General features: G+C 68.3%; 24 protein-coding genes and 1 riboswitch. Of the genes, 14 read left to right on the top strand and 10 right to left on the bottom strand.

Features of this window, described 5'->3' with window-relative positions:
• Positions 1–9: 9 nt before the first annotated feature.
• Genes gatC through gatB form a run of 3 tightly spaced genes read left to right on the top strand, consistent with a single transcriptional unit; the run spans position 10 to position 3,306 of the window.
• Positions 10–306, top strand: a complete 297-nt coding sequence (gene gatC / locus EV646_RS27065) for an Asp-tRNA(Asn)/Glu-tRNA(Gln) amidotransferase subunit GatC (RefSeq protein WP_132153417.1) — start codon at positions 10–12, stop codon at positions 304–306.
• A gap of 1 nt (position 307) precedes the next feature.
• A complete protein-coding gene (gatA, locus tag EV646_RS27060; RefSeq protein ID WP_132153415.1) occupies positions 308–1,813 on the top strand; it encodes an Asp-tRNA(Asn)/Glu-tRNA(Gln) amidotransferase subunit GatA in 1,506 nt (501 codons plus the stop codon).
• Entirely contained in the window at positions 1,810–3,306 is a 1,497-nt protein-coding gene (gatB, locus tag EV646_RS27055; protein WP_132153413.1) for an Asp-tRNA(Asn)/Glu-tRNA(Gln) amidotransferase subunit GatB, read from the top strand. The genes gatA and gatB overlap by 4 nt, the downstream gene beginning before the upstream one ends.
• 44 nt (positions 3,307–3,350) lie before the next feature.
• Here gatB and EV646_RS27050 read toward each other — a convergent pair whose 3' ends face one another.
• The 4 genes from EV646_RS27050 to EV646_RS27035 form a co-directional block, all read right to left on the bottom strand.
• Positions 3,351–3,893, bottom strand: a complete 543-nt coding sequence (locus EV646_RS27050) for a hypothetical protein (RefSeq protein WP_132153411.1) — start codon at positions 3,891–3,893, stop codon at positions 3,351–3,353.
• A 109-nt stretch (positions 3,894–4,002) separates the two neighbouring features.
• Complete coding sequence (locus EV646_RS27045) at positions 4,003–5,163, bottom strand: PQQ-dependent sugar dehydrogenase (RefSeq protein WP_241996353.1); 1,161 nt, start codon at positions 5,161–5,163, stop codon at positions 4,003–4,005.
• A gap of 87 nt (positions 5,164–5,250) precedes the next feature.
• Positions 5,251–6,531, bottom strand: coding sequence for an SAM-dependent methyltransferase (locus tag EV646_RS27040; RefSeq protein ID WP_132153409.1), 1,281 nt, complete (start codon positions 6,529–6,531; stop codon positions 5,251–5,253).
• Positions 6,528–7,907 carry an FAD-binding oxidoreductase gene (locus tag EV646_RS27035; RefSeq protein WP_241996352.1) on the bottom strand — a complete coding sequence of 460 codons (1,380 nt, stop codon included), beginning with the start codon at positions 7,905–7,907 and terminating at the stop codon, positions 6,528–6,530. The genes EV646_RS27040 and EV646_RS27035 overlap by 4 nt, the downstream gene beginning before the upstream one ends.
• Before the next feature lie 70 nt (positions 7,908–7,977).
• Here EV646_RS27035 and EV646_RS27030 point away from each other — a divergent pair, with 70 nt between their 5' ends.
• From EV646_RS27030 to EV646_RS27015, 4 genes are read left to right on the top strand one after another with little or no spacing between them, the layout of a single operon-like run.
• Positions 7,978–8,910 carry a 2-hydroxyacid dehydrogenase gene (locus tag EV646_RS27030; RefSeq protein ID WP_132153405.1) on the top strand — a complete coding sequence of 311 codons (933 nt, stop codon included), beginning with the start codon at positions 7,978–7,980 and terminating at the stop codon, positions 8,908–8,910.
• 12 nt (positions 8,911–8,922) lie between these two features.
• On the top strand, positions 8,923–10,017 hold the full coding sequence (locus EV646_RS27025) for a WD40/YVTN/BNR-like repeat-containing protein (RefSeq protein WP_132153403.1): 1,095 nt from the start codon (positions 8,923–8,925) through the stop codon (positions 10,015–10,017).
• A gap of 3 nt (positions 10,018–10,020) precedes the next feature.
• Positions 10,021–10,287, top strand: coding sequence for a MoaD/ThiS family protein (locus EV646_RS27020; protein ID WP_132153401.1), 267 nt, complete (start codon positions 10,021–10,023; stop codon positions 10,285–10,287).
• Positions 10,288–10,345: 58 nt separating this feature from the next.
• A complete protein-coding gene (locus tag EV646_RS27015) occupies positions 10,346–10,909 on the top strand; it encodes an AAA family ATPase (protein WP_132153399.1) in 564 nt (187 codons plus the stop codon).
• On the opposite strand, the gene EV646_RS27010 is transcribed toward EV646_RS27015, so the two are convergent.
• Together EV646_RS27010 and EV646_RS27005 are read right to left on the bottom strand one after the other, a co-directional pair.
• A complete protein-coding gene (locus tag EV646_RS27010; RefSeq protein WP_132153397.1) occupies positions 10,875–11,807 on the bottom strand; it encodes a 5-aminoimidazole-4-carboxamide ribonucleotide transformylase in 933 nt (310 codons plus the stop codon). The two genes, EV646_RS27015 and EV646_RS27010, sit on opposite strands and share 35 nt — an antisense overlap.
• A 23-nt stretch (positions 11,808–11,830) precedes the next feature.
• A riboswitch (ZMP/ZTP riboswitch) is annotated at positions 11,831–11,910 on the bottom strand.
• Positions 11,911–11,914: 4 nt separating this feature from the next.
• A complete protein-coding gene (locus tag EV646_RS27005) occupies positions 11,915–12,286 on the bottom strand; it encodes a nuclear transport factor 2 family protein (RefSeq protein WP_132153395.1) in 372 nt (123 codons plus the stop codon).
• 316 nt (positions 12,287–12,602) lie between these two features.
• Here EV646_RS27005 and ilvD point away from each other — a divergent pair, with 316 nt between their 5' ends.
• Positions 12,603–14,270, top strand: a complete 1,668-nt coding sequence (gene ilvD / locus EV646_RS27000; protein ID WP_132153393.1) for a dihydroxy-acid dehydratase — start codon at positions 12,603–12,605, stop codon at positions 14,268–14,270.
• 23 nt (positions 14,271–14,293) lie between these two features.
• Positions 14,294–14,524, top strand: coding sequence for a hypothetical protein (locus EV646_RS26995; RefSeq protein ID WP_132153391.1), 231 nt, complete (start codon positions 14,294–14,296; stop codon positions 14,522–14,524).
• Positions 14,525–14,688: 164 nt separating this feature from the next.
• On the opposite strand, the gene EV646_RS26990 is transcribed toward EV646_RS26995, so the two are convergent.
• From EV646_RS26990 to EV646_RS26975, 4 genes are read right to left on the bottom strand one after another with little or no spacing between them, the layout of a single operon-like run.
• Positions 14,689–16,188, bottom strand: a complete 1,500-nt coding sequence (locus EV646_RS26990; RefSeq protein ID WP_132153390.1) for a tripartite tricarboxylate transporter permease — start codon at positions 16,186–16,188, stop codon at positions 14,689–14,691.
• Between the two features lies 1 nt (position 16,189).
• Positions 16,190–16,678 carry a tripartite tricarboxylate transporter TctB family protein gene (locus tag EV646_RS26985; RefSeq protein WP_132153388.1) on the bottom strand — a complete coding sequence of 163 codons (489 nt, stop codon included), beginning with the start codon at positions 16,676–16,678 and terminating at the stop codon, positions 16,190–16,192.
• The gene (locus EV646_RS26980; protein WP_132153385.1) at positions 16,675–17,667 is read right to left on the bottom strand and encodes a Bug family tripartite tricarboxylate transporter substrate binding protein; all 993 of its coding nucleotides are present in this window, start codon (positions 17,665–17,667) and stop codon (positions 16,675–16,677) included. Before EV646_RS26980 ends, EV646_RS26985 begins: the two co-directional genes overlap by 4 nt.
• Positions 17,664–18,500, bottom strand: coding sequence for an alpha/beta hydrolase family protein (locus EV646_RS26975; RefSeq protein WP_132153383.1), 837 nt, complete (start codon positions 18,498–18,500; stop codon positions 17,664–17,666). Before EV646_RS26975 ends, EV646_RS26980 begins: the two co-directional genes overlap by 4 nt.
• On the opposite strand from EV646_RS26975, the gene EV646_RS26970 reads away from it, so the two are divergent.
• The 5 genes from EV646_RS26970 to EV646_RS26950 all read left to right on the top strand — a co-directional run bounded on the left by EV646_RS26970 (position 18,499) and on the right by EV646_RS26950 (position 24,614).
• Complete coding sequence (locus EV646_RS26970; protein WP_199237220.1) at positions 18,499–19,608, top strand: ArsR/SmtB family transcription factor; 1,110 nt, start codon at positions 18,499–18,501, stop codon at positions 19,606–19,608. The genes EV646_RS26975 and EV646_RS26970 overlap by 2 nt on opposite strands.
• Before the next feature lie 280 nt (positions 19,609–19,888).
• Positions 19,889–21,637 carry an acetolactate synthase large subunit gene (locus EV646_RS26965; RefSeq protein WP_132153381.1) on the top strand — a complete coding sequence of 583 codons (1,749 nt, stop codon included), beginning with the start codon at positions 19,889–19,891 and terminating at the stop codon, positions 21,635–21,637.
• On the top strand, positions 21,637–22,272 hold the full coding sequence (gene ilvN, locus EV646_RS26960; RefSeq protein WP_132153379.1) for an acetolactate synthase small subunit: 636 nt from the start codon (positions 21,637–21,639) through the stop codon (positions 22,270–22,272). Before EV646_RS26965 ends, ilvN begins: the two co-directional genes overlap by 1 nt.
• 54 nt (positions 22,273–22,326) lie before the next feature.
• Positions 22,327–23,346 (top strand): ketol-acid reductoisomerase, encoded by a 1,020-nt coding sequence (ilvC, locus tag EV646_RS26955; protein ID WP_132153853.1) that lies wholly within the window; start codon positions 22,327–22,329, stop codon positions 23,344–23,346.
• Positions 23,347–23,432: 86 nt separating this feature from the next.
• Positions 23,433–24,614: a S1 family peptidase gene (locus tag EV646_RS26950; RefSeq protein ID WP_132153377.1), complete on the top strand. Its 1,182-nt coding sequence runs from the start codon at positions 23,433–23,435 to the stop codon at positions 24,612–24,614.
• Positions 24,615–24,691 lie beyond the last annotated feature (77 nt).

Raw genomic sequence — 24,691 nt, 5'->3', positions numbered from 1 at the left:
GATCAGTTCATGCCATCGATTACCCGCGAAGAAGTCGCGCACCTGGCGCGACTGGCGCGGATCGAGCTCTCCGACGCCGAGCTCGACCACCTCGCTCCCCAGCTCGACCAGATCATCGCCTTGGTCGGGCAGGTCAGCCAGGTGGCCGCGGACGACATCCCGCCGACCTCGCACGCCCTGCCGCTCACCAATGTGATGCGCGAGGACGTGAATGTGCCGTGCCTCACGCCGGAGCAGGCGCTGTCCGGCGCGCCGGCCGCGGAGGAGCAGCGATTCCGGGTGCCGCGGATCCTGGAGGAGGACTGACATGAGCGACCTCACCAGGAAGACCGCGGTCGAGCTGCAGGAACTGATGACGTCCGGGCAGGCCAGCTCGGTGGAGATCACCCAGGCGCATCTGGACCGGATCGCCGCCGTCGACGACTCCGTGCGGGCGTTCCTGCACGTCGACTCCGAGGGCGCGCTGGCCCAGGCCGCCGCGATCGACGCCAAGCGCGCGGCGGGGGAGAAGCTCGGCCCGCTGGCCGGCGTACCACTCGCGCTGAAGGACGTGCTCACCCAGGAGGGCGTGCCGACCACCGCGGGTTCGAAGATCCTCGAGGGCTGGAAGCCGCCGTACGACGCGACCGTCGTGAAGCGGCTCAAGGCGGCCGGCATCGTGATCCTCGGCAAGACGAACATGGACGAGTTCGCGATGGGCTCCTCCACGGAGAACTCGGCGTACGGCACCACCCACAACCCGTGGGACCTCAACCGGATCCCCGGCGGTTCCGGCGGCGGTTCGTCGGCCGCACTCGCGGCGTACGAGGCACCGCTCGCGATCGGCACCGACACCGGCGGCTCCATCCGTCAGCCCGGTGCGTTCACCGGCACGGTCGGCGTCAAGCCAACGTACGGCGGAACCTCGCGGTACGGGCTCATCGCGCTGGCCTCCAGCCTGGACACGCCCGGCCCATGCGCCCGTACGACGCTCGACGCGGCACTACTGCACGAGGCGATCGCCGGGTACGACCCGATGGACTCGACCTCGATCAACCAGCCAGTGCCTGCCGTCGTCGAGGCGGCCCGGCGCGGTGACGTGACCGGTCTGCGCGTCGGCGTGGTCAAGGAACTCGGCGGCGAGGGGTACCAACCGGGTGTCGAGGCGCGCTTCCACGAGGCGGTCGAGCTGCTCACCAAGCTCGGCGCCGAGGTGGTCGAGGTGTCCTGCCCCCACTTCCAGTACGCGCTGCCGGCGTACTACCTGATCCTGCCGAGCGAGGCGTCGTCCAACCTGGCCAAGTTCGACGCGATGCGGTACGGGCTGCGGGTCGGCGACGACGGCATCAACAGCGCGGAGAAGGTGATGAACCTGACCCGCGAGGCCGGATTCGGCGACGAGGTCAAGCGACGCATCATGCTCGGCACGCATGCGCTGTCCAGCGGTTACTACGACGCGTACTACGGCCAGGCGCAGAAGGTGCGGACGCTGATCCAGCGTGACTTCGCCAACGCGTACGAGCAGGTCGACGTACTGGTGTCGCCGGCGACGCCGACGACCGCGTTCCCGATCGGCGACCGCGCCGACGACCCGATCGCCATGTACAAGAACGACCTCTGCACGATCCCGGTCAACCTGGCCGGCAACGCGGCCGCGTCGTTCCCGTGCGGCCTGGCCGACGAGGACAACCTGCCGGTCGGCTTCCACGTGATGGCGCCGGTGATGCGCGACGAGCTGCTCTACACCGTCGGCGCCGCGCTGGAGTCCGCGCTGGCCGAGCAGTGGGGTGGCGTCCTGATGGCACAGGCTCCGGAGCTGGAGGTGACCCGATGACCGCTGCAGTCCTCGAGATCGACGACGCACTGGCGCAGTACGACCCGGTGATGGGCCTCGAGGTCCACGTCGAGCTGAACACCAGGTCGAAGATGTTCTGCGGCTGCCCGACCGAGTTCGGCGCCCCGCCGAACACGCAGACCTGCCCGGTCTGCCTCGGCCTGCCGGGCGCGCTGCCGGTGGTGAACGCGCGCGCGGTCGAGTCCGCGATCAAGATCGGCCTGGCGCTGAACTGCGAGATCGCCGAGTGGTGCCGGTTCGCCCGGAAGAACTACTTCTACCCGGACATGCCGAAGAACTTCCAGACCTCCCAGTACGACGAGCCGATCGCGTACAACGGGTGGACCGAAGTGGTGGTCGACGGCGAGACGTACCGGATCGAGATCGAGCGCGCCCACATGGAGGAGGACACCGGCAAGTCGACGCACGTGGGCGGTGCGACCGGCCGGATCCACGGCGCCTCGCACTCGCTGGTCGACTACAACCGGGCCGGCATCCCGCTGATCGAGATCGTCACCAAGACGATCGAGGTGCCGGGGGACAAGGCGGCCGCGGTCGCGAAGGCCTACGTCAGCATGCTCCGCGACCTGCTGCTCGCGCTCGGCGTCTCGGACGTCCGGATGGACCAGGGCTCGCTGCGCTGCGACGCCAACGTGTCGCTGAAGCCGACCGGCTCGGCCACCTTCGGCACCCGGACCGAGACCAAGAACGTGAACTCTTTCCGCTCGGTCGAACGCGCGGTGACGTACGAGATCACCCGGCAGGCCGCGGTACTGGCGTCGGGTGGCAAGGTCGTGCAGGAGACCCGGCACTGGCACGAGGACACCGGCATCACCACGTCCGGCCGGGAGAAGTCGGACGCGGAGGACTACCGGTACTTCCCGGAGCCCGACCTGGTCCCAGTCGCGCCGTCGCGCGAATGGGTCGAGGAGATCCGCTCGTCGTTGCCGGAGGCACCAACTCTCCGCCGGGTCCGGCTGCAGGAGGAGTGGGGCTTCACCGATCTGGAGATGCGCGACGTCGTCAACGGCAACGCGCTGGAGCCGATCGTGGCGACCGTGGAGCTCGGCGTCACGCCGACTGCCGCGAAGAAGTGGTGGCTGGGTGAGCTTGCGCGCGCGGCGAACGAGTCCGGTCAGGAGCTCAACGCGCTGGGCGTCGGCCCGGCCGAGGTCGCCGAGGTGCAGAAGCTCGTCGACGCCGGTTCGCTGAACGACAAGCTGGCCCGTCAGGTCTTCGACGGCCTGATCAAGGGCGAGGGCACGCCGGCCGAGATCATGGCGAAGCGCGGCCTGGCGCTGGTTTCCGACGACTCGGCCCTGATCGAGGCCATCGACCGGGCCATCGCGGCCAACCCCGACGTCGTCGAGAAGGTCAACTCCGGCAAGCCGGCCGCGGCCGGTGCGCTGATCGGCGCCGTCATGAAGGACATGCGCGGCCAGGCCGACGCCGCCAAGGTCCGCGAACTCCTGAACGCCAAGCTCGGTATCTGAGCGATCCCGGGCCGGCCGTCAAGGCCGGCCCGGGACGGCAACCTTCAGGCGGCGTGCTTCTGGTCGGTCTGCTCGGGCCCAGCGGCGGCGATGACCTCGCGTTCGTCCCGGCCGCCGTCGTCGACGCCGGAGGCGTCGGAGGCGTCGGCAAGCAAGGTCCTCGCGACCGATAGCTCCTCGACCGGGCAGCGCACCTCGTAGCGCGTCGGCACGACCTCCGTCGTCACCGCGTCCGGCCGGTTCCGCACGAGCCCGCGGAACAATCCCCAGAGCGCTCCGACCAGGACGCCGTACACGAAACCCCAAACCACCACGACGAGCCCGGTCAGGCTTGTCTCGGCGACCAGGGTGATGAAGACGCCCGCCAGCAGCCCGAGGCACGCGCCGTGGAGCGCGCTGGTTGCGGTCAGCTGGACAACTGGAACGGCCTGCGGTTTTCGCGCCAGCCGGAGGTCGGCGCCGGCGATCTCCAGATCGGCCGGTTCCATCCCATAACTTCGCAGATACTCCACTGTCCGCTGAGCATCCTCGAACGTGTCCGCCGAAGCGATCACCTTGCTGGGAACCCCGGCCCCCTGGTACAACACCGCATCCTCCTTGGCCTGGAAGCTTTCCTCCACTAGTACCAGACGGCCAAAGGAGCTAAACGGTTGTCGATCTACGGCTGATGGTGATCCGAGGCTTGACGGTTGTCGGTCAACGGCTGATGGTGATGCGCAGGATCCGGTCGTCGCCGTCGCGGGGATCGTTGCGGCCGTCGGTGTTCGACGTGGTCAGCCACAGTGATCCGTCCGGCGCCGTCTCGACCGTGCGCAGCCGGCCGAACTCGCCGACGAAGAAGGCCTGCGGCTCACCGGTTCGCTTGCCATTGGCAACCGGTATCGCCCACAGCCGCTCACCCCGCAGCGACGCCATGAAGATGTGCCCTTGCGCGAACGCGATCCCGGACGGCGACGCGTCTGCCGGCTTCCAGACCGCGATCGGGTTCGTCATCCCGTCCAGGCTGTCGATCCCTTCCGCGGCCGGCCAGCCGTAGTTCGCGCCGGCGGTGATCACGTTCAGCTCGTCCCAGGTGCTCTGCCCGAACTCGGACGCGTACAGCTGCTTGCCGTCGAAGGCCAGGCCCTGCACGTTCCGGTGCCCCTTGGACAGCCACAACCGTCCGCCCGGATTCCCCGGCGCGGCCTTGCCATCGGTCGTGATCCGCAGGATCTTCCCGCCCAGCGAGTTGTCGTCCTGCGCGTTCGGCCGGTCGCCCGCTTCGCCGGTCCCGACGTACAGGTAGCCGTCCGGCCCGAACCGCAGCCGGCCGCCGTTGTGGATGGCTGCCTTCTGGATCCCGTCCAGGATCACCTGCTGGTCGCTGAGCTGGTTGTTCCGGTACGTCAACCGCGCGATCCGGTTGTCGTCCCCGCTGGTGTACATCGCATAGATGTACGGGCGCGTGGGGTACTGCGGGTCGACCGCCAGGCCGAGCAGCCCGCCCTCCGACGAGGCATCCACGTCGTCGACCTCACCGACCTCGCTGACCTGGCCGCCGGCGATCCGCTTGATCTTCGACGAGTCGCGCTCACTCACCAGCGCGCTCTTGTCCGGCAGGAACGCCAGCCCCCACGGCACCTCGATGCCGGTCGCAACCGTCGACGCCACGGTCAGCTTCACCGGCCCCTGCGCAGCCGCCGTGCTCGACGGCGCTGAGCTCGACGGCGCGGACGTCGTACCAGCAGTCGTCGGCGCGGACGTCGTACCTGGTGTGGTCGACGACGCCGACGGCTCATCGTTGCCGGAACACCCCGCCGCCAGCGCGAGCGCGGTCACCACTACCGCGGTCCGAGCCCTGACCATCGTCTTGACCACGCCGTCTCCTCCGGTCCGATGCGTACCCCCAAACTATCGGCCCACACCAGCCCGTACGGCGGGAATCACCCGGGTCGCGGACATGGCCTACCAGGTTGGGCGGAGGGGGAAGTGAGCGTCCGCGTTGTCGTCGAGTTTGACCGCGAGTACCTGGTGGAGTTGCGTGTTGTTGCGCTCGAAGCCGACGCGGCAGGCAGCCAGGTACAGGCCCCAGACCTTGGCGGTGCCGTAGCCGACCTCGGCCACGGCCTCGTCCCAGTGAGCGACCAGGTTGTCGGACCAGGCGGCCAGCGTGAGGGCGTAGTGCTCGCGCAGGTTCTCCTCGTGGCGGACTTCGAAGCCGGCGTCCTGGGCCTCGGCGATGATGCGGCCGGAGCCGATGAGTTCGCCGTCGGGGAAGATGTAGCGGTCGATGAAGGCGCCGACCGAGCGGTAGCGGTTGTCCGGCCGCGTGATGCTGTGGTTGAGCAACCGGCCGCCCGGCTTCAGCCGGTCCAGCAGGAATCCGAAGTACGACGGATAGTTGCGGACACCGATGTGCTCGGTCAGGCCGATCGAGCTGATCGCGTCGAAATCGCGCTCGGCGACGTCGCGGTAATCCAGGAACCGCACCTCGGCACGCTCCTCCAGACCGTCCCGCTTGATCGCCGCCGAAGCCCACTCCGCCTGGGCCGACGACAACGTCACGCCGAGCGCCTGGACGCCGTACTCGCGGGCCGCGTGCCGGACCATGCCGCCCCAGCCGCAGCCGACGTCCAGCAGCCGCATGCCGGGTTTCAGATCCAGCTTCCGCGCGACCAGGTCGTACTTCTCGTACTGCGCCTGCTCCAACGAGGCATCCGCGGACGGGTAGACCGCGCACGTGTACGTCATCGACGGGCCGAGGATCCACTCGTAGAACGCGTTCGACACGTCGTAGTGGTGATGGATCGCGGCCTTGTCCCGCGTCCGCGAGTGCCGCAGCCCTTCGAACGTACGACGCCACTTCGGCAAGTGCTCCTGCGGCGGCGGAGGCGGCGGCTTCAGGTGGCTCCAGCCCAGCCCGCGGACGATCCGCAGCGCCTCCGACGGGGTCGGCCGCTCGAAGTGCACCTGGTTCAGCATCATCCGCATCAGGTCGTACGGGTTGCCCGGGTGCACCCCGGTGATCTCCAGGTCGCCCATCACGTACGCGCGGACGAGCCCCAGATCGCCCGGCGCGGTCAGCACGTACGACAGACCACGCTCGGAGGCGAGGTGCATGTGGATGGTCGAATTCTCGGGGCCGGTCGCACTGCCGTCGTACGCCGTGAACCGGAACGGCAGGCCGTCCGGGGTCACCGTCGTCAGGGCTTCCGCGATCGAAACTCGGGTCTCAAGCGTCGTCATCGGCGCGTCACCGCCTTCTCGTAGAGCCCGGTGAGCCGGGCGTCGGGGTCGTAGCGTTTCTTCACCTCGGTGAGGGCCGGGACGTTGTAGAGCCGGTCGAAGGTGTCTCGGTCGTAGTAAGCGTCGGAGTACAGCGACTTGTGCCCGCCGAACTCGGCCACGGCGGCCTCGATGCGACGGTTGACGTCGCCGTCCGCGGCACCTGCAGCGATGGCGACGGTTCCCCAGAAGCCGACGTTGACATAAGTAACACCAGGCTCGAGGGGATACAAAGGCCATGAGGTGTCCCCACGAAGCCGCAGCGGACAAAGCCACACCGGCCGCATCCCCACCTCTAGGTCGAACCAGCGCAGGAAGTCAGCCAGCCGGTCGACTGGGATCTCCACGTCCTGGACGACCCGCTCACGCTCCGGGTGGCCGCGACGGCGATTGATGCGGGCGGCAACCTGATGCCGGTTCTCGAAGCCGACGATCTTGTGGAAGACGTCGCTCCGCCGCCACCGGCGCGGCCAGAGCCGCCGTACCCAAGGATTCTGCGCGCCGAACGCGGCCGAGCACCAGAACCAGTCGGTGTCCCAGCGCCACAGGTAGTCGTGCGCGGTGAGGAAGTCCGTCGGCCGCTGCTGGATCGAGCGGTAGTAGATCTGCTGGCCGGTGTAGTCGCTGGTCTTCACCGCGGCGTCGCTGTTCCGGCCAAGGGTGAGATACGCCTCTGCCGGGCTGAACGCGACGCCGTCGACGAAATGCACCGGCTCGTCGCCGTACATGCCGGAGGCAACGATCTGCTCGATCGCCGGAGCCAGCTGATCCAATTCGAGCCGGACGTGGCGGAGGGCGACGTACGGTGAGATGCGGTCGAGCTCGATCTTGATCCGGGTGGCGTAGCCGAGCGTGCCGTAGGAGTTCGGGAAGGTGCGGAACAGGTCCGCGTGCTCGCCCGACGGCTGGGCGGTGACGAGCGAGCCGGCGCCGGTGAGGATGTCGAGTTCGAGCACCGACTCGTGCGGCAGGCCGGCCCGGAACGACGACGACTCGATGCCGAGCCCGGTCACCGCGCCGCCGAGGGTGATCGTCTTGAGCTGCGGCACGACCATCGGCGTCAGCCCGTACGGCAGGGTCGCCGCGACGAGGTCCTCGTAGGTGCACATGCCCTGGACCTCGGCGGTCCGCGCGCCCGCATCGACGCTGATCACGCCGGTCAGCCCCGACACGTCGAGCCCGGGGCGCTCCAGCTCGGTCCGCGGGCGGAACAGGTTCGAGCTGCGCTTCGCCAGCCGGACCGGCTCGCCCACCGGGATGCGCTCGTACGACGAACGCAGCCGACCGACGGCCTGATCGTGATCGAGGGTGGAGGCTAGATCCGATGTCGAAGGCACCGATCCAATGTACGACGAACCTGTGGACAGCGGGATGAAAAGTGTCCGGGCGGGCGAGTAGGTTCGGCACATGGCTGATGTGGTGAAGGCTTGGCTGCCGTGGGAGGACCCGGATTCCTTCCTCGGCGGGTTGCCCGCGGGATTCGACGTCGACTTCTACGCCGGCGGGGAGCGGCCCGGGTCGCTCGACCAGGTGGAGTTCTACGTGCCCGCCTATATGGGCGGTCCACGGCTGGTCGAGGTGGTCCGCGAGATGCCTGCCCTGAAGGTAGTGCAGCTGCAGACCGCCGGCTTCGAGAACGTGCTGCCACATCTGGCCGACGGCGTCACCTTGTGCAACGCGCGTGGCGTCCACGACGCCTCCACGGCGGAGCTCGCGGTCGCGCTCATCCTGGCGTCGTACCGCCGCCTGCCGCGTGCCGTGCGCAACCAGGAGCAGCAGGTCTGGCCGTCGTCGTACGACGAGATCGACGACTCGCTCGCGGACCGGACCGTGCTGATCCTCGGGTACGGGTCGATCGGTGAGGCGCTCGAGCGCCGGCTGGCCGGGTTCGAGTGCGAGGTGATCCGGGTCGCGCGGCGGGCCAGGGAAGGCGTTCACCCGCTCACCGACCTGCCGGCGCTGCTCCCGCGGGCGGACGTCGTCGTACTGCTGACTCCGGCGACGGAGGAGACGCGGGGGATGGTGGATGACAAGTTCCTCGGGCAGCTGAAGGACGGGGCGCTGCTGGTGAACGTCGCGCGCGGTGTCGTGGTGGACACGGACGCGCTGCTGACCGAGCTGGCCGGTGGGCGGATCAGCGCCGCGCTGGACGTCACCGATCCCGAGCCGTTGCCCGCCGGACATCCGTTGTGGTCTGCTCCGAATGTGCTGATCAATCCGCACCGCGGGGGTGCCTCGACGGCGTTCGCGCCGCGGGTGGCCCGGTTGGTGCGCGCGCAGCTGGAGCGCTACGCGGGAGGGGAATCACTGATCAACGTGGTGGCGGGTCCACCGCGATGAGGGAGGACAACGATGTCCGAAGCCGTACTGCTGATCGGGACCAAGAAAGGGCTCTGGATCGGCCGCAGTGACGCCGCGCGTCGGGAATGGACCCTCGACGGGCCGGTGCCGCAGTTCGAGATGCAGGGGGTGTACTCCGTCGGGGTCGACACGCGCGGCGAGCGTCCACGCCTGTTCGTCGGCGGGACCAGCGAGCACTGGGGACCGGCGGTGTTCCACTCCGACGACCTCGGCAAGACCTGGGACGAGCCACCGAAGGGTTCGATCGGCTTCCCGGAGGACGCCGAGGCGTCGCTCGAGCGCGTCTGGCAGATCCAGCCCGGGCCGCCCGGCCAGCCTGGTGTCGTGTACGCCGGTTCTGAGCCGTCCGCGCTGTGGAAGTCGACCGACGGAGGAGTGACGTACGAGCTGGTCCGCGGACTGTGGGACCACCCGCACCGCAAGGACTGGGGCGCCGGGTACGGCGGTCAGGCGATCCACACCGTGCTGCCGCATCCGACCGATCCCGACCGCGTCAGTGTCGCGATGTCGACCGGCGGCGTCTACCAGACCTCCGACGGCGGGAAGACGTGGTCGCCGGCGAACCAGGGCATCAAGGTGAAGTTCATGCCCGACCCTTATCCCGAGTTCGGGCAGTGCGTGCACAAGATCACCGCGCATCCCGACGTACCGGAGCGAATGTTCGCGCAGAACCACCACGGCGTCTACCGATCCGACGACGGCGGTGCGATCTGGAAGTCGATCGCGGACGGGCTGCCGTCGGACTTCGGGTTCCCGATCGCGGTGCACCCGCACGACCCGGAGACCGTGTACGTGTTCCCGCTGATCGCGGACGCGAACCGGATCCCGACCGACGCCAAGTGCCGGGTCTTCCGGTCCCGTGACGCCGGGTCCACCTGGGAGGCACTGGCGAACGGCCTGCCCGACACGTCGTACGCACCGGTCCTCCGCGACGCAATGACCACCGACGCGGGCGATCCAGCCGGTGTCTACGTCGGTACGCGCGACGGTTGCGTCTACGCCAGCGCGGACGCGGGCGACACCTGGACCGAGGTGGCCCGGCATCTCCCGGACGTGCTGTCCGTCCGCGCGGCGGTCGTGGGCTGACGCATGGCGATCGGAGTGAAGCTGCCGACCGTGCTGCGACCTCTCGCGGGCGGCGCCGAACGGGTCGAGGTCGAGGGCGCGACAGTGGGCGAAGCCTTCGCCGCCCTCGACCCGCCGCTGCGGCGCCGCCTGACCGACGAGCAAGGCGCCGTACGGCGGCACGTGAACATCTACCTCGGCAACGACAACATCCGCGACCTCGACGGCCTCAGCACGCCTTTGACCGACGGCGACGAGCTGTTGATCCTGCCGAGTGTGGCGGGCGGCTGAAGCCGGGCGAAAACAAAAGACTGCAATTTGCCGGAATGCTTGGCTAGCGTCGGGCGGCATGAGTGACGTGCTCCTGCTGACCGGCTCGCCGGGTTCGGGCAAGACGACCGTGGCCGCGTTGGTCGCCACTGACGCGGCCCGGCCGACGGTGCATTTGACGACCGACGAGTTCTTCCGCGCGATCCGCACCGGCTTCATCGCGCCGTACCTGCCGGATGCGTGGCGTCAGAACGAGATCGTCGTCGACGCGATCGTCGCCGCCGTCACGGAGTACGTTCGCGGCGGCTACGACGTGGTGGTCGACGGGATCATCGGCCCGTGGTTCCTGCCGGTGTATCGGAAGGCCGCCGCCGAGGGGGATTGGCGGATGTCGTACGTCGTACTCCGCCCCGACCTCGACACGACGCTGGACCGCGCGCGGCAGCGGGCCGAGACCGAACTGAAGGACGTCGACGCGATCACCGGGCTGTACGGCGCGTTCGCCGACCTGGGTGAGCTGGAGCCGCACGTCATCGACACCACCCACCTCGACGCGGTCCAGACCGCCGCGGCCGTCCGCGATGCCGTCGCCTCAGGCAACTACCTCCTCAGTGCCGGAACAACCGGACCCCGGTCTGAGTGAGGCTGATGCCGGCGGCATCGCACGCTGCCTGGACTTCCGCGCTCCGGATCGACCCACCAGGCTCGGCAATCCACTCAACCCCGTGCCGGGCGGCCTCCTCGACGTTGTCGGCGAACGGCAGGGCGCCGTCCGACACCATCGACACGCCAGTCAGCGGTTCGCTCGACCGCCGGGACCACCACAGCGAGGCCTTCTCACCGGCCAGCCGGGTGCAGTCGACGCGGGACTGCTGACCCGCGCCGATGCCGATCGCCATGCCGTCCTTCACCATCACGACCGTGTTCGACTGCGTGTAGCGCGCGACGATCGACCCCAGCAGGAGATCACCGTTGAGGTCCAGCGGTGCCGCATCGCGTTCCTGGGTCAGGCGGACGCCGTACACCTCCCGCGTTTCCGTAGCCGGTGGCTCGTAGGTCGCATCAGCCTCGAGCACGAGGAAGCTGCCACGCTTCTTGGCCGCCAGCACTCCGACTACGCCCTCGTCGTACCCAGGCGCGATGATCCCGTCGCACACAAGCCGCTTCAGCAGCCCCGCGAGCTCCGCGTCGACCGGGTGCGACACCGCGACGAAATCGCCGTACGACGACTTGGGATCGGCATCGCGCGCCCGCACATAAGCACTGGTCACCGGACCAACCTCATCCACCTTGAAGGTCGACCGCATCACGGAGTCCACCGGCCCCGCGACCGCAGCACCGGCGGGAGAGACGTGCTTGAACGACGCCGCCGCGGGGAGACCGAAGGCTTGTAAAGCCTCCCGCACCAGCTGCCACCCCGCGAGGGCGTCGAGAATGTTGATGTACGACGGCGATCCGCTGACCACCGCGAACGGCGCCCGATCACCCACCGGGCTCCACGAGGCCGACTGATGGGGATTCATGCCGTAGCGCAGTTGCATCTGGCAACCTCCGAACGAAGCTCCGGAGGCGCCCAGGCGGACGACGCCTTGTCTGCTGCCGCTCCCCGGTGGTTCTCCACCCTCGCCAGTCGCGGTTGACAGCCAGCTTAGTCCCGCCAGGTCCCGGTCCAGTCGTACAGGGGCGCGGTGGTCGCATACTCGCGCAGGTAGGCGATCCGATCTCCAGAGAGCCGGGCGACGGTCGAACCGTCGAAGGCGCCCGGCTCACCCTTCCAGGTGCAGTCGAAATGCCACTCGGTGACGAGCGTGTCGCCGGCGGCCGCCGACGAGGTGATCTCCCAACCATCGACCGTGCCGCCCGCGCCGAACCACGCGTTCATCCATTGCTCGACGCGTGCGGCGCCTCGATAGACCGGCCCGTAGGACTCGATCACCGTGCAGTCCTCCGCCAAAGTCGCGAGTACGGCCGGAATGTCGTGGCGGCGCCACCCATCGATATACGCCTCGAGCTGGTTCACCGGCCCAGCCTAGAGCCGGTGAACCAGCCGCGGCTTACTGAGCGGAGACCCAGCCGTAGATGTTGCCGGGGCGCCCTTGCGCCAGGTCCAGGTGGCGAAATGGGCGTATCCGCGGCGGCAGCTGTCAGTGAGAAGGAACCCAGTACGGCGAGGAAGGCGGCGGCCAGCACAAGTCGCAATGAGGAACCCATCAGAGTGCTCCGTTCTGACGATATGGGACATATCCCCCCAACGGCCCGCAACTGCAGGTATGTAATTAACTAACCCCTGAAAACCATCACAGTGTCGTTAAGTTACGACGGCATAGAGTGAGCCCATGGTCGATGTGAAGCCACGCAGCCGGACAGTGACCGACGGGCTCGAAGCCACCGCGAGCAGAGGCATGCTCCGGGCGGTCGGGATGGGCGACGACGACTGGGCGAAGCCGCAGGTCGGGGTCGCGTCGAGCTGGAACGAGATCACCCCGTGCAACCTGTCGCTGGACCGGCTCGCGAAGGCGGTCAAGGAAGGTGTGCACGCGGCCGGCGGGTATCCGCTGGAGTTCGGCACGATCAGCGTGTCCGACGGCATCTCGATGGGCCACGTCGGGATGCACTACTCCCTGGTCAGCCGGGAGATCATCGCCGACTCGGTCGAGACGGTGATGGAAGCCGAGCGGCTCGACGGTTCGGTGCTGCTGGCGGGCTGTGACAAGTCGCTTCCCGGCATGCTGATGGCTGCGGCCCGCCTGGATCTGGCGAGTGTCTTCCTGTACGCCGGTTCGATCATGCCCGGCAAGCTCGGGGACAAGGACGTCACCATCATCGACGCCTTCGAGGCGGTCGGCGCGTGTGTGCGCGGCCTGATCACGCGGGACGAGGTCGACGCGGTCGAGCGCGCGATCTGCCCGGGCGAAGGCGCCTGCGGCGGCATGTACACCGCCAACACGATGGCCGCGTCGGCCGAGGCCCTCGGCATGTCACTGCCCGGCTCGGCCGCGCCGCCGGCGGTGGACCGGCGCCGCGACGGGTACGCGCGTAAGTCGGGCGAGGCAGTGGTCGGTCTGCTGCAGAAGGGGATCACGGCTCGCCAGATCCTCACCAAGGAAGCCTTCGAGAACGCCATCGCCGTCGTGATGGCGCTCGGCGGTTCGACGAACGCCGTACTGCATCTGCTCGCGATCGCCCGCGAGGCCGAGGTAGAGCTGACTCTCAACGATTTCAACCGGATCGGCGACCGGGTGCCGCATCTCGGCGACCTCAAGCCGTTCGGCCGGTACGTGATGACGGACGTGGACCACGTCGGTGGGATCCCGGTGGTGATGCGGGCGCTGCTCGACGTCGGCCTGCTGCATGGCGACTGCCTGACCGTGACCGGCAAGACGATGGCCGAGAACCTCGCCGACATCGCGCCGCCGGACGTCGACGGCGTCATCATCCGCGCGCTGGACAAGCCGATCCACGGCACCGGCGGCATCACCATCCTGCACGGCTCGCTCGCTCCCGAAGGCGCCGTGGTGAAGAGCGCCGGCTTCGACTCCGACGTGTTCGAAGGTACGGCGCGGGTCTTCGACGGCGAGCGCGGTGCGATGGACGCCGTCGCCTCGCTGAAGCCCGGCGACGTCGTCGTCATCCGCTACGAAGGCCCGAAGGGCGGTCCCGGGATGCGCGAGATGCTCGCCGTGACCGGCGCGATCAAGGGCGCCGGCCTCGGCAAGGACGTCCTGCTGCTCACCGACGGCCGCTTCTCCGGCGGTACGACGGGACTCTGCGTCGGCCACGTCGCCCCGGAAGCCGTCGACGGCGGCCCGATCGCATTCGTCCAGGACGGCGACCGCATCACCCTAGACGTCAAGAACCGCACCCTCGACCTTCACGTCACCCCGGAGGAACTCGAGAGCCGCCGCCAAGGCTGGACCCCGAAGGCCCCCAACATCACCAAGGGCGTCCTCGGCAAATACACCCGCCTAGTCCGCTCAGCCTCCGAGGGCGCGGTCTGCATCTGAACCTCCCCGCGGGTGAAGCCACCGTGCTGCTCCGAGCCCTCGCCACTGAAGCCACCGTGCTGCCCCGAGCCCTCGCCAGTGAAGCCACCGTGCTGCTCCGAGCCCTCGCCAGTGAAGCCACCGTGCTGCCCCGAGCCCTCGCCACTGAAGCCACCGTGCTGCACCGAGCCCTCGCCACTGAAGCCACCGTGCTGCCCCGAGCCCTCGCCACTGAAGCCACCGTGCCGGCCGGCGAGCTCCCGTTCATCGACTGAAGGAGCCGGGTTGCCGGCAAGCGCCTTCCGGCGACCAGATGCTTTCACTCGATGCGCCGCGGCCGACCTTGTGCACCGTTCATTCACGAAACGGGGTGAGAAATGGTTGGTGGGTGCTCAGAGTTGTCAGACGGCCTCAGGCACCGTGGCTTCAGTGGCGGGAACTAGTCGACGGCGGCTGGGATTCGTGCGGTACGACGCAGTACGACGGGAAGAACCAGGCAGGCGAGGGCGAGCAGCAGGATCGCCGCTGAGACCGGGCGGGTCACGAACACGGTCGGGTCGCCCTCGCTGAAGGCCAGTGCGCGCCGGAACTGCACCTCCATCAGCGGGCCGAGTACGGCGCCGAGGATCAAGGGTGCGACCGGATAGCCGGCCCGGCGCAACGCGAAGCCGACCAGACCGAAGCCATAGGCGACGAACAGCTCGAAAACGCTTGCCCCGGTTGAGTAAACGCCGAGCGTGGCGAACACCAGGATCGCTGCCGTGAGCAACGGTGCCGGCACCCGCAACAGCTTCACCCACACCCGCACCAGCGGCAGGTTGAGCACCAGCAGCATCACGTTGCCGATGTAGAGGCTCGCGATCAGCGTCCACACCAGCATCGGCTGCTGGTCGAACAACTGCGGCCCTGGCTGCACGTTGTAGATCTGGAACGCGATCAGCAGGATGCTCGCGGTCGCCGAGGTCGGAATGCCGAGAGTCAGCAGCGGAACCAGCACGCCCGAGAAGGCCGCGTTGTTCGCCGCCTCCGGCCCGGCGACGCCCTCGATCGCGCCCTTGCCGAACTCCTCCGGGTGCTTCGACAACCGCTTCTCGACGTTGTAGCTCAGGAACGTCGGCAGTTCGGCCCCACCGGCCGGCAGCGACCCGATCGGCAGACCGAACGCAGTACCGCGTAACCAAGCCGGCCACGATCGCCGGAAGTCGTCCCGCGTCATCCCGATCCGCCCCTCAACCGATACCGCAGGTCCAGCACCACGATCTCGCGACGCCGCGGTGGCGACCGCCTCGGCGACCGCGAAGAGGCCGACGGCAAGCGCCACCACAGGCAGTCCTTCGAAGAGCTGAGGTACGCCGAACGCCAGGCGGGGCTGACCAGTCAGCTGATCGATACCGACCAACCCGATGGTCAACCCGAGGAACAGCGATGACAACCCACGCACGATCGACGACCCCATCAGCGAGGTCACCGTGACGAACGCGAGCACCATGATCGCGAAGTACTCGGCCGGCTGGATCAGTTTCGCGATCGCCGACATCGCCGGTGCCAGGAACGTGATCACCACGGTCGAGATCGTCCCGGCCACGAACGACCCGATCGCCGCCGTGGCCAGCGCGGCCCCGGCCCGGCCGGCCCGCGACATCGGATAGCCCTCGAGCGTGGTCGGGATCGACGCTGTCTCGCCGGGGATGTTCAGCAGGATCGCCGTCGTCGAACCGCCGTACATACCGCCGTAGTAGATGCCGGCGAACATCACGAACGCGCTGGTCGGCTCGAACACGAAGGTCAATGGCAACAGCAGCGCGATTGTCGTCGCCGGCCCCAGCCCCGGCAGTACGCCGACCAGCGTCCCGATCGTGACACCCAGCAACGCGAGCAGCAGGTTGGCCGGACTGAGCGCATGCCCGAAACCGTCGAACAGGCTGGAGAGGACGTCCATCTCAGATCGCCAGCCTGACAAAGCCCGGCGGCAGCGTGATCCCGAGCACCCGATCGAACAGCACGTACGTCGCCAACGCCAGTACCAGCGCGATCACTGCATCGCGCAGCAAACGCCGGCTCCCGAGTACTCGCGCACACACGACAAAGAACACCGTGGTCGACTGCCAATACCCAACGGGTACGAGGAGGGCCGCATAGCCGGCGAGCGCCGCGAGCAGGATGAGCACCGGTCGCCAGGCGATGGGGCCGTCGTCGTCCGCCTCGAGCGCCGATCCGGCCGCCACGGAATCGCGCGGCCTGAACGCTTGCACTGCGCCGACTACGGCGACCACACCCAGCCCGCCACCAACCAGCAGCGGGAAGGCCCGTGGGCCGACAGCCTGGTACCCGCCGCCTACGGGGATCCGGAAGGCTGACACCAGGACGACCACCGCGACGACCAGGAATCCGATCGCGACGATCCGCCGCGACCAGTTGACTTCAGTCACTTCGCCAGGCCCATCTCGGTGAGGATCGCCGTGATCTGGGTGCGCTGGTCGGTCAGCACCGTCTTGAAGTCGTCACCCGGCGTCCACGCGTCGACCCAGTTGTTCTGCTTCAGCACCTGCTGCCAGCAAGAGCTCTGACGCATCTTGTCCAGCAGACCGATGACATCCTTCTGCTGCTCGGCCGACAACCCCGCCGGCGCCATCACCCCCGCCAGCGTGGTCACCGCCTTGTCCGCCAGCCCGAGTTCCTTCAGCGTCGGCGCGTCGACGCCCTCGACCCGGTCGGAGCCGTCGACTGCCAGGACGCGCAGCGCTCCGGCCTGGATCTGCGGCTTCAACTCGACCACCGTGTCGATGCCGACCGTTGCGGCTCCGCTCAGCAGCAGGTTCATCGATTCGCCACCACCGGCCGTCGGAACATAGTTCACGTCCTTCACCCCGACTCCAGCACCCTTGGCCAGCCCGGCCACCGTCAAATGCCCTGGTCCACCGAGCGATCCACCCGTCCACTTGATCCCACGCGGGTTCTGCTTCAACGCCGCCAGCAGGGCGGGCAGATCGGCGTACGGCGACTTCTTCGGTACGACGATCGCACTCGGGCCCCGGCTCAATCCGGCAATCGGGGTGAGGGTGGTCAGGTCGACAGGGGAGTGGTTGTTGACGATCCCGCCGAGCATGGTCGCGCTGTCCATCACCATCAGCTGGTACGGATCCCCGTTGTGCTTGGCGAACTGGGCCAGGCCGATCGTGCCGCCGGCACCGGGCACGTTGGTGACAGTGGCCTTCTGCGAGGTGATCTTGCACTGGCCGAGCGCGTTCGCGATGCCGCGCGCCCGGGTGTCCCAGCCACCGCCCGGGCTGCCCGGCGCGAGGATCGAGAGCGGCTTGCTCGGGTACGTCTCGGAGGCCTCCGTCTTGGTCTCACCACCGACTGCGCAACCAGCGGTGGTCAGGACGACCAGAACAGCAAGCGTGCAAAGGCGTTTCATGATGCCTCCCGGAGAATTGTGGCGAAGAAGTCCTTGACCGGTTCGAGCACGCGCATCGGTTCGTGGGCGACGCCGGGGACGAGGTCGAACCGGACGGTGATGCCGTGTTCGGTGAAGTTGTCGCGCAAGGCTCGCAGCCGTTCGATCCTGGTCACGCCGTGCGCGTCGGCGCCGTCCATCCAGTTCGAGTCGGCCGGGTTGTTGATCTCCCAGGTCTCCACGTCCTCGGCGCCGACCACCATCTGTACCGGCACCCGCCGCAGCTCCTCGATCCGGGGCTGGTGCCCGAACTCGTCGGCGAACGTCGCGGTCCCGATCCACCACGGCCGATCCGGGTCCAGGTAGGTGATCCGTCCGGGGGCCCCGATCGACACCCCGGCCAGCCGATCCGCGTGCAGATAGGCGAACCGGTGCACAAACTGGCCGCCACCGGAAAACCCATGCAACAGGAAGCGTTCGGTGGCGACGTTGAACCGTGCCCCGACCTCGTCCACCATCGCCAGCAACACCTGGTCGAAGCGGATGTCGCCGTACCGGATGAACTTGAAGTTGTGCAGGTCGTCCGGATCCTCGATCCCGGCCGGGAACAGCGGTGCCAGGACGAGGCACCCGTGCTCCTCCGCCCAGTCGGCGAAGTTGTCCCGGTACTGCGGCCCTCGCCGTCCGGTCCCGTGCTGCAGTACGACGAGTGGCACTGGCGGACCGTCGGCCGAATGGGCCGTCGGCACGTACAGGCAGTAGGAGAAGCGCTGGTCGTAGCGCGAGGCAAAGATGGTGGTGGATCCGGCCAGGTAGAACCCGACCGGATCGTGAACCGGAAGCACATTGGACATGAACCGCAGCCTGGAGAAGGCCAAAGGCACCGGCAAGGACATTGCCGCCAACGCGGTAATGTGCCTCGTGGCCGTCACGCTCCTGCTGCCTGTCGCGGATCCAGCCTCGATCACGGTCCGTACGTCGCCGCTGGCCGAGCTGTGCGCATGCCTGCACGCGTTGGACGAGCCCGACCACCACCCGGCAGCCGCCCGGTGGGTCGCGCGCCTTCATGTGACCGCCGACGAGGACCTCCTGGCTCGCGCAACCGCCTGGGCTCCGCTGTGGAGCGCCTTCCGCGCCCGCTACCTGCTGCCACTCACGCCCGGATCCCGCCGCTCGCTCGAGGAGGAGCTGCAGGACATCGAGGCGATCCCGCTCGACGACTTCGTGACGATGACACTGCAGGCGCTGATCGGGAAGAACAACGCGGAGATCGGCGACGACGTGCTGCAGCGGCTGCGGCTGATCTCGTCGAGTCGCCTCGAGCTCGGGACCGCCGTACGCCAGGATGCCGGTGAGTTCAGGAGCCGCTTGATCGAGTTCCTGACCACCTTCGCGGCTGCCGTGTTCGAAACCGACTGGCCGGCGATGAAGGCGGTGCTCGACCGTGAGGCGGCTGCCCGTGAGCGGGAATTGCGCCGTCGTGGCCCACTCGCGCTGGCCGACTTCCCGGCGGCGACCGCTGCTGGTGGGCGGATCGTGCTGGACAAGCTCTACAGCGCGACGGTTCAGATCGACGCGCAGCGGCCGTGTCTGCTGGTGCCGACGCTGTACGGCCAGCCGCACTTCGTGGTGAAGCACTACCCGGGCTATCCGGTGGTGATCCAGTACGGCATGAGTCCGTCGACGGCTCCGTCGCTGGAGACCATCCGGCACCGGCTCGCCGTACTGCAGGATCCCACCAGGCTGAGGCTGTGCTACGCCATCCTGCGTAACCCCGTCGCGACGTCGGAGTTGGCCAAACAGCTGGGGATGAGCGCACCGCAGGTCTCGCGGCATCTGCGCAAACTCCGGGAGGCGGAGCTGGTCCACGCCCACCGGCGCGGCTCGGTCGTCTACTACCAGCTCGACCCCGAGGCGATCGAGAAGCTAGGCCCGCAACTGCTGTCCGTCCTCTATCGGTAAGACGCGTGTCTCAGAAAATGGGACGGAACGCTGCCGAACTTGACCCGATCGCACTGTGTCGGCGAGTGTTGCCTACATGCGATCGATTCTCCTCGTACTTGTGCGGCGCGCCGACTGACGCGACCACAGAGTCGAGCGCGCCCCCTTCAGCCCACCCGGCGGAGGGGGTTTTTTGTTGCCAATGCGAGTATCTGCGACCCAGATGAGCATTGAAAACAGACAAGAGCGAGGATGGATCGGTCGCGACAAGCCATAACGTGACAGACAAGGGAAGGCACTCATGAGTGAGCAGCTGACCGGGGCACAGGCTCTGATCCGCGCACTGGAACATGCCGGGGTGGACACCGTCTTCGGCATCCCGGGTGGCGCGATCCTCCCGGCGTACGACCCGATGCTCGACTCGACCCAGATCCGCCACATCCTGGTACGTCACGAGCAGGGCGCCGGCCACGCCGCCCAGGGGTACGCCGCGGCGTCCGGCAAGGTCGGCGTCTGCATGGCCACCTCCGGCCCCGGTGCGACGAACCTGGTGACGCCGATCGCGGACGCGTACATGGACTCGGTCCCGCTGGTCGCGATCACCGGTCAGGTGGCCAGCGCCGCAATCGGCACGGACGCGTTCCAGGAGGCCGACATCCGCGGCATAACGATGCCGATCACCAAGCACAACTTCCTGGTCAACGACCCGAACGACATCGCCACCACGATCGCCGAGGCGTTCTACATCGCGTCGACCGGGCGGCCCGGGCCGGTGCTCGTGGACGTCACCAAGGACGCGATGCAGGCGAAGGTCGACTTCCACTGGCCGACCGAGCTGTCGCTGCCCGGCTACCGGCCGGTGACCCGCCCGCACCCCAAGCAGGTGCGTGAGGCGGCCCGCCTGATCGCCGCGGCCGAGAAGCCCGTCCTGTACGTCGGCGGCGGGGTGATCCGGGCCAAGGCGCACGCCGAGCTCAAGCAGCTCGCCGAGATGCTCGGCCTCCCGGTGGTCACCACGCTGATGGCGCGCGGCGCCTTGCCCGACACGCACGAGCTGCACTTCGGCATGCCTGGCATGCACGGTTCGGTGTCCGCCGTCGGCGCGCTCCAGCGCTCCGACCTCCTCATCTGCCTGGGCGCCAGGTTCGACGACCGGGTGACCGGCAAGCTCGACTCGTTCGCCCCCGAGGCGAAGGTGATCCACGCCGACATCGACCCGGCCGAGATCGGCAAGAACCGGGCCGCCGACGTGCCGATCGTGGGCGACTGCAAAGAGGTCATCAGCGACCTCATCGGCGCCCTGCAGACCGAAATCGCGAACTCTGGCCGCACCCCGTCGTACGACGCCTGGCGCCACCAGCTCGAGGCGGTCCGGGCCAAGTACCCGGTCGCGTACGACGAGCCCGAGGACGGCACTCTGTCGCCGCAGTACGTGATCGAGCGGATCGGCAAGATCGCCGGCCCGGACGCCGTCTACACCGCTGGTGTCGGGCAGCACCAGATGTGGGCCGCGCACTACCTCCCGTTCGAGAAGCCCGGCCACTGGCTGAACTCCGGCGGCCTCGGCACCATGGGGTACGCCGTTCCGGCCGCGATGGGCGCCAAGGTCGCCCGCCCGGACAAGACCGTCTGGGCGATCGACGGCGACGGCTGCTTCCAGATGACCAACCAGGAACTCGTCACCTGTGCGCTGGAGGGCATCCCGATCAAGGTCGCGGTGATCAACAACCAGTCGCTGGGCATGGTCCGGCAGTGGCAGACGCTGTTCTACGACAAGCGCTACTCCAACACCGACCTGCACTCGGCCCAGATCCCGGACTTCGCGAAGCTGGCCGAGGCGATGGGCGGCGTCGGGTTGCGCTGCTCCGACCGTGACTCGGTCGACGCGACGATCGAGAAGGCGATGGCGGTCCACGACGCGCCGGTGGTGGTCGACTTCGTCGTCCACCGCGACGCGATGGTCTGGCCGATGGTCGCGGCCGGCACCAGCAACGACGACATCCAGATCGCCCGCGACATGGCCCCGACCTGGGACAGCGAGGAACTCTGATGAGTAAGCACACTCTGTCGATCCTGGTCGAGAACAAGCACGGTGTGCTGGCCCGGGTGGCGGCGCTGATCTCGCGGCGGGGATTCAACATCGATTCCCTCGCGGTCGGCCCGACCGAGCACCCCGAGGTGTCCCGGATGACCATCGCGGTCAGCGTGGACGAGCAGCCTTTGGAGCAGATCACCAAGCAGCTGAACAAGCTGGTGAACGTGATCAAGATCGTCGAACTCGAACCCAGCCAGACGGTTCAGCGTGAACTGCTGCTGGTGAAGGTCAAGGCGGACACCCTGACCAGGGGACAGGTGCTGGAGACCGTCCAGCTGTTCCGTGCGAAGGTGGTGGACGTGGCTCCGGACGCGATCACGATCGAGGCGACCGGTAATCCCGACAAACTCGAGGCCATGCTCCGGGTGCTGGAACCCTTCGGCGTCCGCGAGCTGGTGCAGTCCGGCATGGTGGCGATCGGCCGGGGCAGCCGCTCCATCTCCGACCGCACCCTGCGGCCGGTCCCGGTGCCACCGCCGCACGTTGCTTCGGCGACCCCGAACGTGCAGGCGCAGCCCGCCGACCGACCGCACCATCCGGTGCCCACGCCCCCGCCGGGCCGGCCCGTGGCCCCGGCCCGTCACGGCTGAACGCCGTACCCAAGAATCCAGAATCAAGGAGAAGAGCTCCCAGTGGCAGCTGAAATGTTCTACGACGACAACGCCGACCTGTCGGTGATCCAGGGCCGGCACGTCGCGGTCCTCGGCTACGGCAGCCAGGGCCACGCCCACGCGCTCTCGCTGCGCGACTCCGGCGTCGACGTCCGGGTCGGCCTGCCCGAGGGCTCGAAGAGCCGGGCCAAGGCCGAGGCGCAGGGCCTGCGGGTACTCACCCCGGCCGAGGCCTGCGAGGAAGCCGACGTGATCGTGGTGCTCGCACCGGACCCGGCTCAGCGCAAGCTCTACGCCGAGGCGATCGAGCCGAACCTGGTCGACGGCGACGCGCTCGTCTTCGGTCACGGCTTCAACATCCGGTTCGGCTACATCAAGCCGCCGGCCGGTGTGGACGTGTTCATGGTCGCCCCGAAGGGCCCGGGTCACCTGGTCCGCCGCGAGTACTCCGAGGGCCGTGGTGTCCCGGTGCTGGTCGCGGTCGAGCAGGACGCCACCGGCAAGGCCTGGGATCTCGCGCTGTCCTATGCCAAGGGCATCGGCGGCCTGCGGGCCGGCGGTATCAAGACCACCTTCACCGAGGAGACCGAGACCGACCTGTTCGGTGAGCAGGCCGTCCTCTGCGGTGGTGTGTCCGCGCTGATCCAGGCCGGGTTCGAGACGCTGACCGAGGCCGGCTACCAGCCCGAGGTCGCGTACTTCGAGTGCCTGCACGAGCTGAAGCTGATCGTCGACCTGATCTACGAAGGCGGTATCGCCAAGCAGCGCTGGTCGGTCTCCGACACCGCCGAGTACGGCGACTACGTGTCCGGCCCGCGGATCATCGACGCGTCGGTGAAGGCCCGGATGAAGGAGGTCCTCGGCGACATCACCGACGGCACCTTCGCGGCCCGGTTCATCGCCGACCAGGACGCCGGCGCGCCGGAGTTCGCCGAGTTCCGCAAGCAGAGCGAGTCGCACCCGATCGAGGCCGTCGGCAAGGAGCTGCGCGGCCTGATGGCGTGGGTCAAGTCGCACGACGAGGACTACGTCGAAGGCACCGCCGCCCGCTGATCTCCGCAGCAGAAGGCCCGAGCCACCCGTGGCTCGGGCCTTTGCTTTGGCACAATCGGTCTGGACCGTGACTGGGGAGGTGGAGCGTGGGGGAGGACGGCAAGCCGCGGCCCCCTCGGCGCGTACCCAGGGGCGCCGCGCCGCTCGCCCAGCTCCCGCCGCGGCCGCCGCAGCCACCGCCACGCCGGCAGCCGTGGAGGTTCGGCCGGTTCCTGGCCGGCTTCGTCGTCTTCCTGCTCGTCGTGGCGGGTGGGGCGAGCGCCGGCTGGTGGGTCCGCGCGGACAGTCTGCGGATGGACACCACGAAGGTGTTCGAGTCGATCAGCCCAGGCGTCGTACGGGTTCTGGCCACGACCTGCGCGGGGACCGGCGAGGCGACCGGCGTACTGATCGATGACGGCCTGATTCTGACCGCCGCGTCCGCCGTCAAGCAGCCGCTGGCGATCGCGTTCATGACTCCGGACGGGCGCGTACGACGGGCCAACCTGCTCGGCAGCAGTGCCGACGGGGTCGCCGTACTGCGATTGATCGGGCGGCTGGACAGCGCGCCGGTGCCATTGGCCACGGCCGAGCCCGATCCGCTGGCCGAACGCGCGCAGATCGGCTACACCGCCGACGGCAAGCAGGCCATCCAGCCGATCGGTACGGCGGAGCAACCACGCGGGCTCAGCGAGATCATGAACCCGGCCAAACTTGGCGGCCCGGTCGTGGACAAGTCCGGCCACGTGATCGGGCTCGTCGTCGGCAAGACCGTCCCGGCGGCCGAAATCGTGCCGCTGGCCAAACTCCGCGAGTACGCCGAAGTGCGGCCACCGGCCATCACGCCCGAAGAGAGCGGCACCTGTCAGCGCTCACGTGGTCCACAGATCCCGATGGCGCCCGAACTCCAGGTCGGAAGCACCGGGCTCGGGCTGGAAGTGCAGAAACTGTTCGCCAACTACCTGACGCAGCAGAACAAGCACGACTTCGCCGCCGTACGCCGGTACTACTCCAAGAAGCTGGCCAGGGCGCTGCCGGAGGAGAAGGACGCGGAGAACCACGAGACGACGTTCTTGTTCAACGCCAAGATCATCTCGCTGGCCCGCGTTCCGGAAGGGCTGAGCGTGCGGATGACGTTCGCGGTGCTGTTCTCGCCGACCTCGCAGGGGGCCGGCGGCCAGACGTGCAACCGGCTGGACCTGCGCTATCGCGTCGTACGAGAGCGTGGACAGCTCAAGATCGACTCGGCCACCACGCAGGTCGAGGCGCAGAGTTGCGACACCGAGTAACCGGATGGTGGGTCCCCGCCGCCGGCCGATCCCGGGACGCGGTACCATCGACTTCAGCGGGCACAGCGCGGTGCTCT

Origin of the sequence: Kribbella antiqua (genome assembly GCF_004345665.1) — a bacterium.
Classification (GTDB): Bacteria; Actinomycetota; Actinomycetes; order Propionibacteriales; family Kribbellaceae; genus Kribbella; species Kribbella antiqua.
This window is presented reverse-complemented; position numbering and strand designations above follow the sequence as displayed.

What these genes read in the sequence shown, in the direction of transcription:
- ilvC (WP_132153853.1), top strand. Translation starts at nt 22,327, where the DNA reads ATGTTCTACGACGACAACGCCGACCTGTCGGTGATCCAGGGCCGGCAC.
- gatC (WP_132153417.1), top strand. Translation starts at nt 10, where the DNA reads ATGCCATCGATTACCCGCGAAGAAGTCGCGCACCTGGCGCGACTGGCG.
- EV646_RS27010 (WP_132153397.1), bottom strand. Translation starts at nt 11,807, where the DNA reads ATGCAACTGCGCTACGGCATGAATCCCCATCAGTCGGCCTCGTGGAGC.
- gatB (WP_132153413.1), top strand. Translation starts at nt 1,810, where the DNA reads ATGACCGCTGCAGTCCTCGAGATCGACGACGCACTGGCGCAGTACGAC.
- ilvN (WP_132153379.1), top strand. Translation starts at nt 21,637, where the DNA reads ATGAGTAAGCACACTCTGTCGATCCTGGTCGAGAACAAGCACGGTGTG.
- gatA (WP_132153415.1), top strand. Translation starts at nt 308, where the DNA reads ATGAGCGACCTCACCAGGAAGACCGCGGTCGAGCTGCAGGAACTGATG.
- EV646_RS27030 (WP_132153405.1), top strand. Translation starts at nt 7,978, where the DNA reads ATGGCTGATGTGGTGAAGGCTTGGCTGCCGTGGGAGGACCCGGATTCC.
- EV646_RS26980 (WP_132153385.1), bottom strand. Translation starts at nt 17,667, where the DNA reads ATGAAACGCCTTTGCACGCTTGCTGTTCTGGTCGTCCTGACCACCGCT.
- EV646_RS26970 (WP_199237220.1), top strand. Translation starts at nt 18,499, where the DNA reads ATGAACCGCAGCCTGGAGAAGGCCAAAGGCACCGGCAAGGACATTGCC.
- EV646_RS26975 (WP_132153383.1), bottom strand. Translation starts at nt 18,500, where the DNA reads ATGTCCAATGTGCTTCCGGTTCACGATCCGGTCGGGTTCTACCTGGCC.
- ilvD (WP_132153393.1), top strand. Translation starts at nt 12,603, where the DNA reads ATGGTCGATGTGAAGCCACGCAGCCGGACAGTGACCGACGGGCTCGAA.
- EV646_RS27015 (WP_132153399.1), top strand. Translation starts at nt 10,346, where the DNA reads ATGAGTGACGTGCTCCTGCTGACCGGCTCGCCGGGTTCGGGCAAGACG.
- EV646_RS26990 (WP_132153390.1), bottom strand. Translation starts at nt 16,188, where the DNA reads ATGGACGTCCTCTCCAGCCTGTTCGACGGTTTCGGGCATGCGCTCAGT.
- EV646_RS27040 (WP_132153409.1), bottom strand. Translation starts at nt 6,531, where the DNA reads ATGACGACGCTTGAGACCCGAGTTTCGATCGCGGAAGCCCTGACGACG.
- EV646_RS27020 (WP_132153401.1), top strand. Translation starts at nt 10,021, where the DNA reads ATGGCGATCGGAGTGAAGCTGCCGACCGTGCTGCGACCTCTCGCGGGC.
- EV646_RS26965 (WP_132153381.1), top strand. Translation starts at nt 19,889, where the DNA reads ATGAGTGAGCAGCTGACCGGGGCACAGGCTCTGATCCGCGCACTGGAA.
- EV646_RS27025 (WP_132153403.1), top strand. Translation starts at nt 8,923, where the DNA reads ATGTCCGAAGCCGTACTGCTGATCGGGACCAAGAAAGGGCTCTGGATC.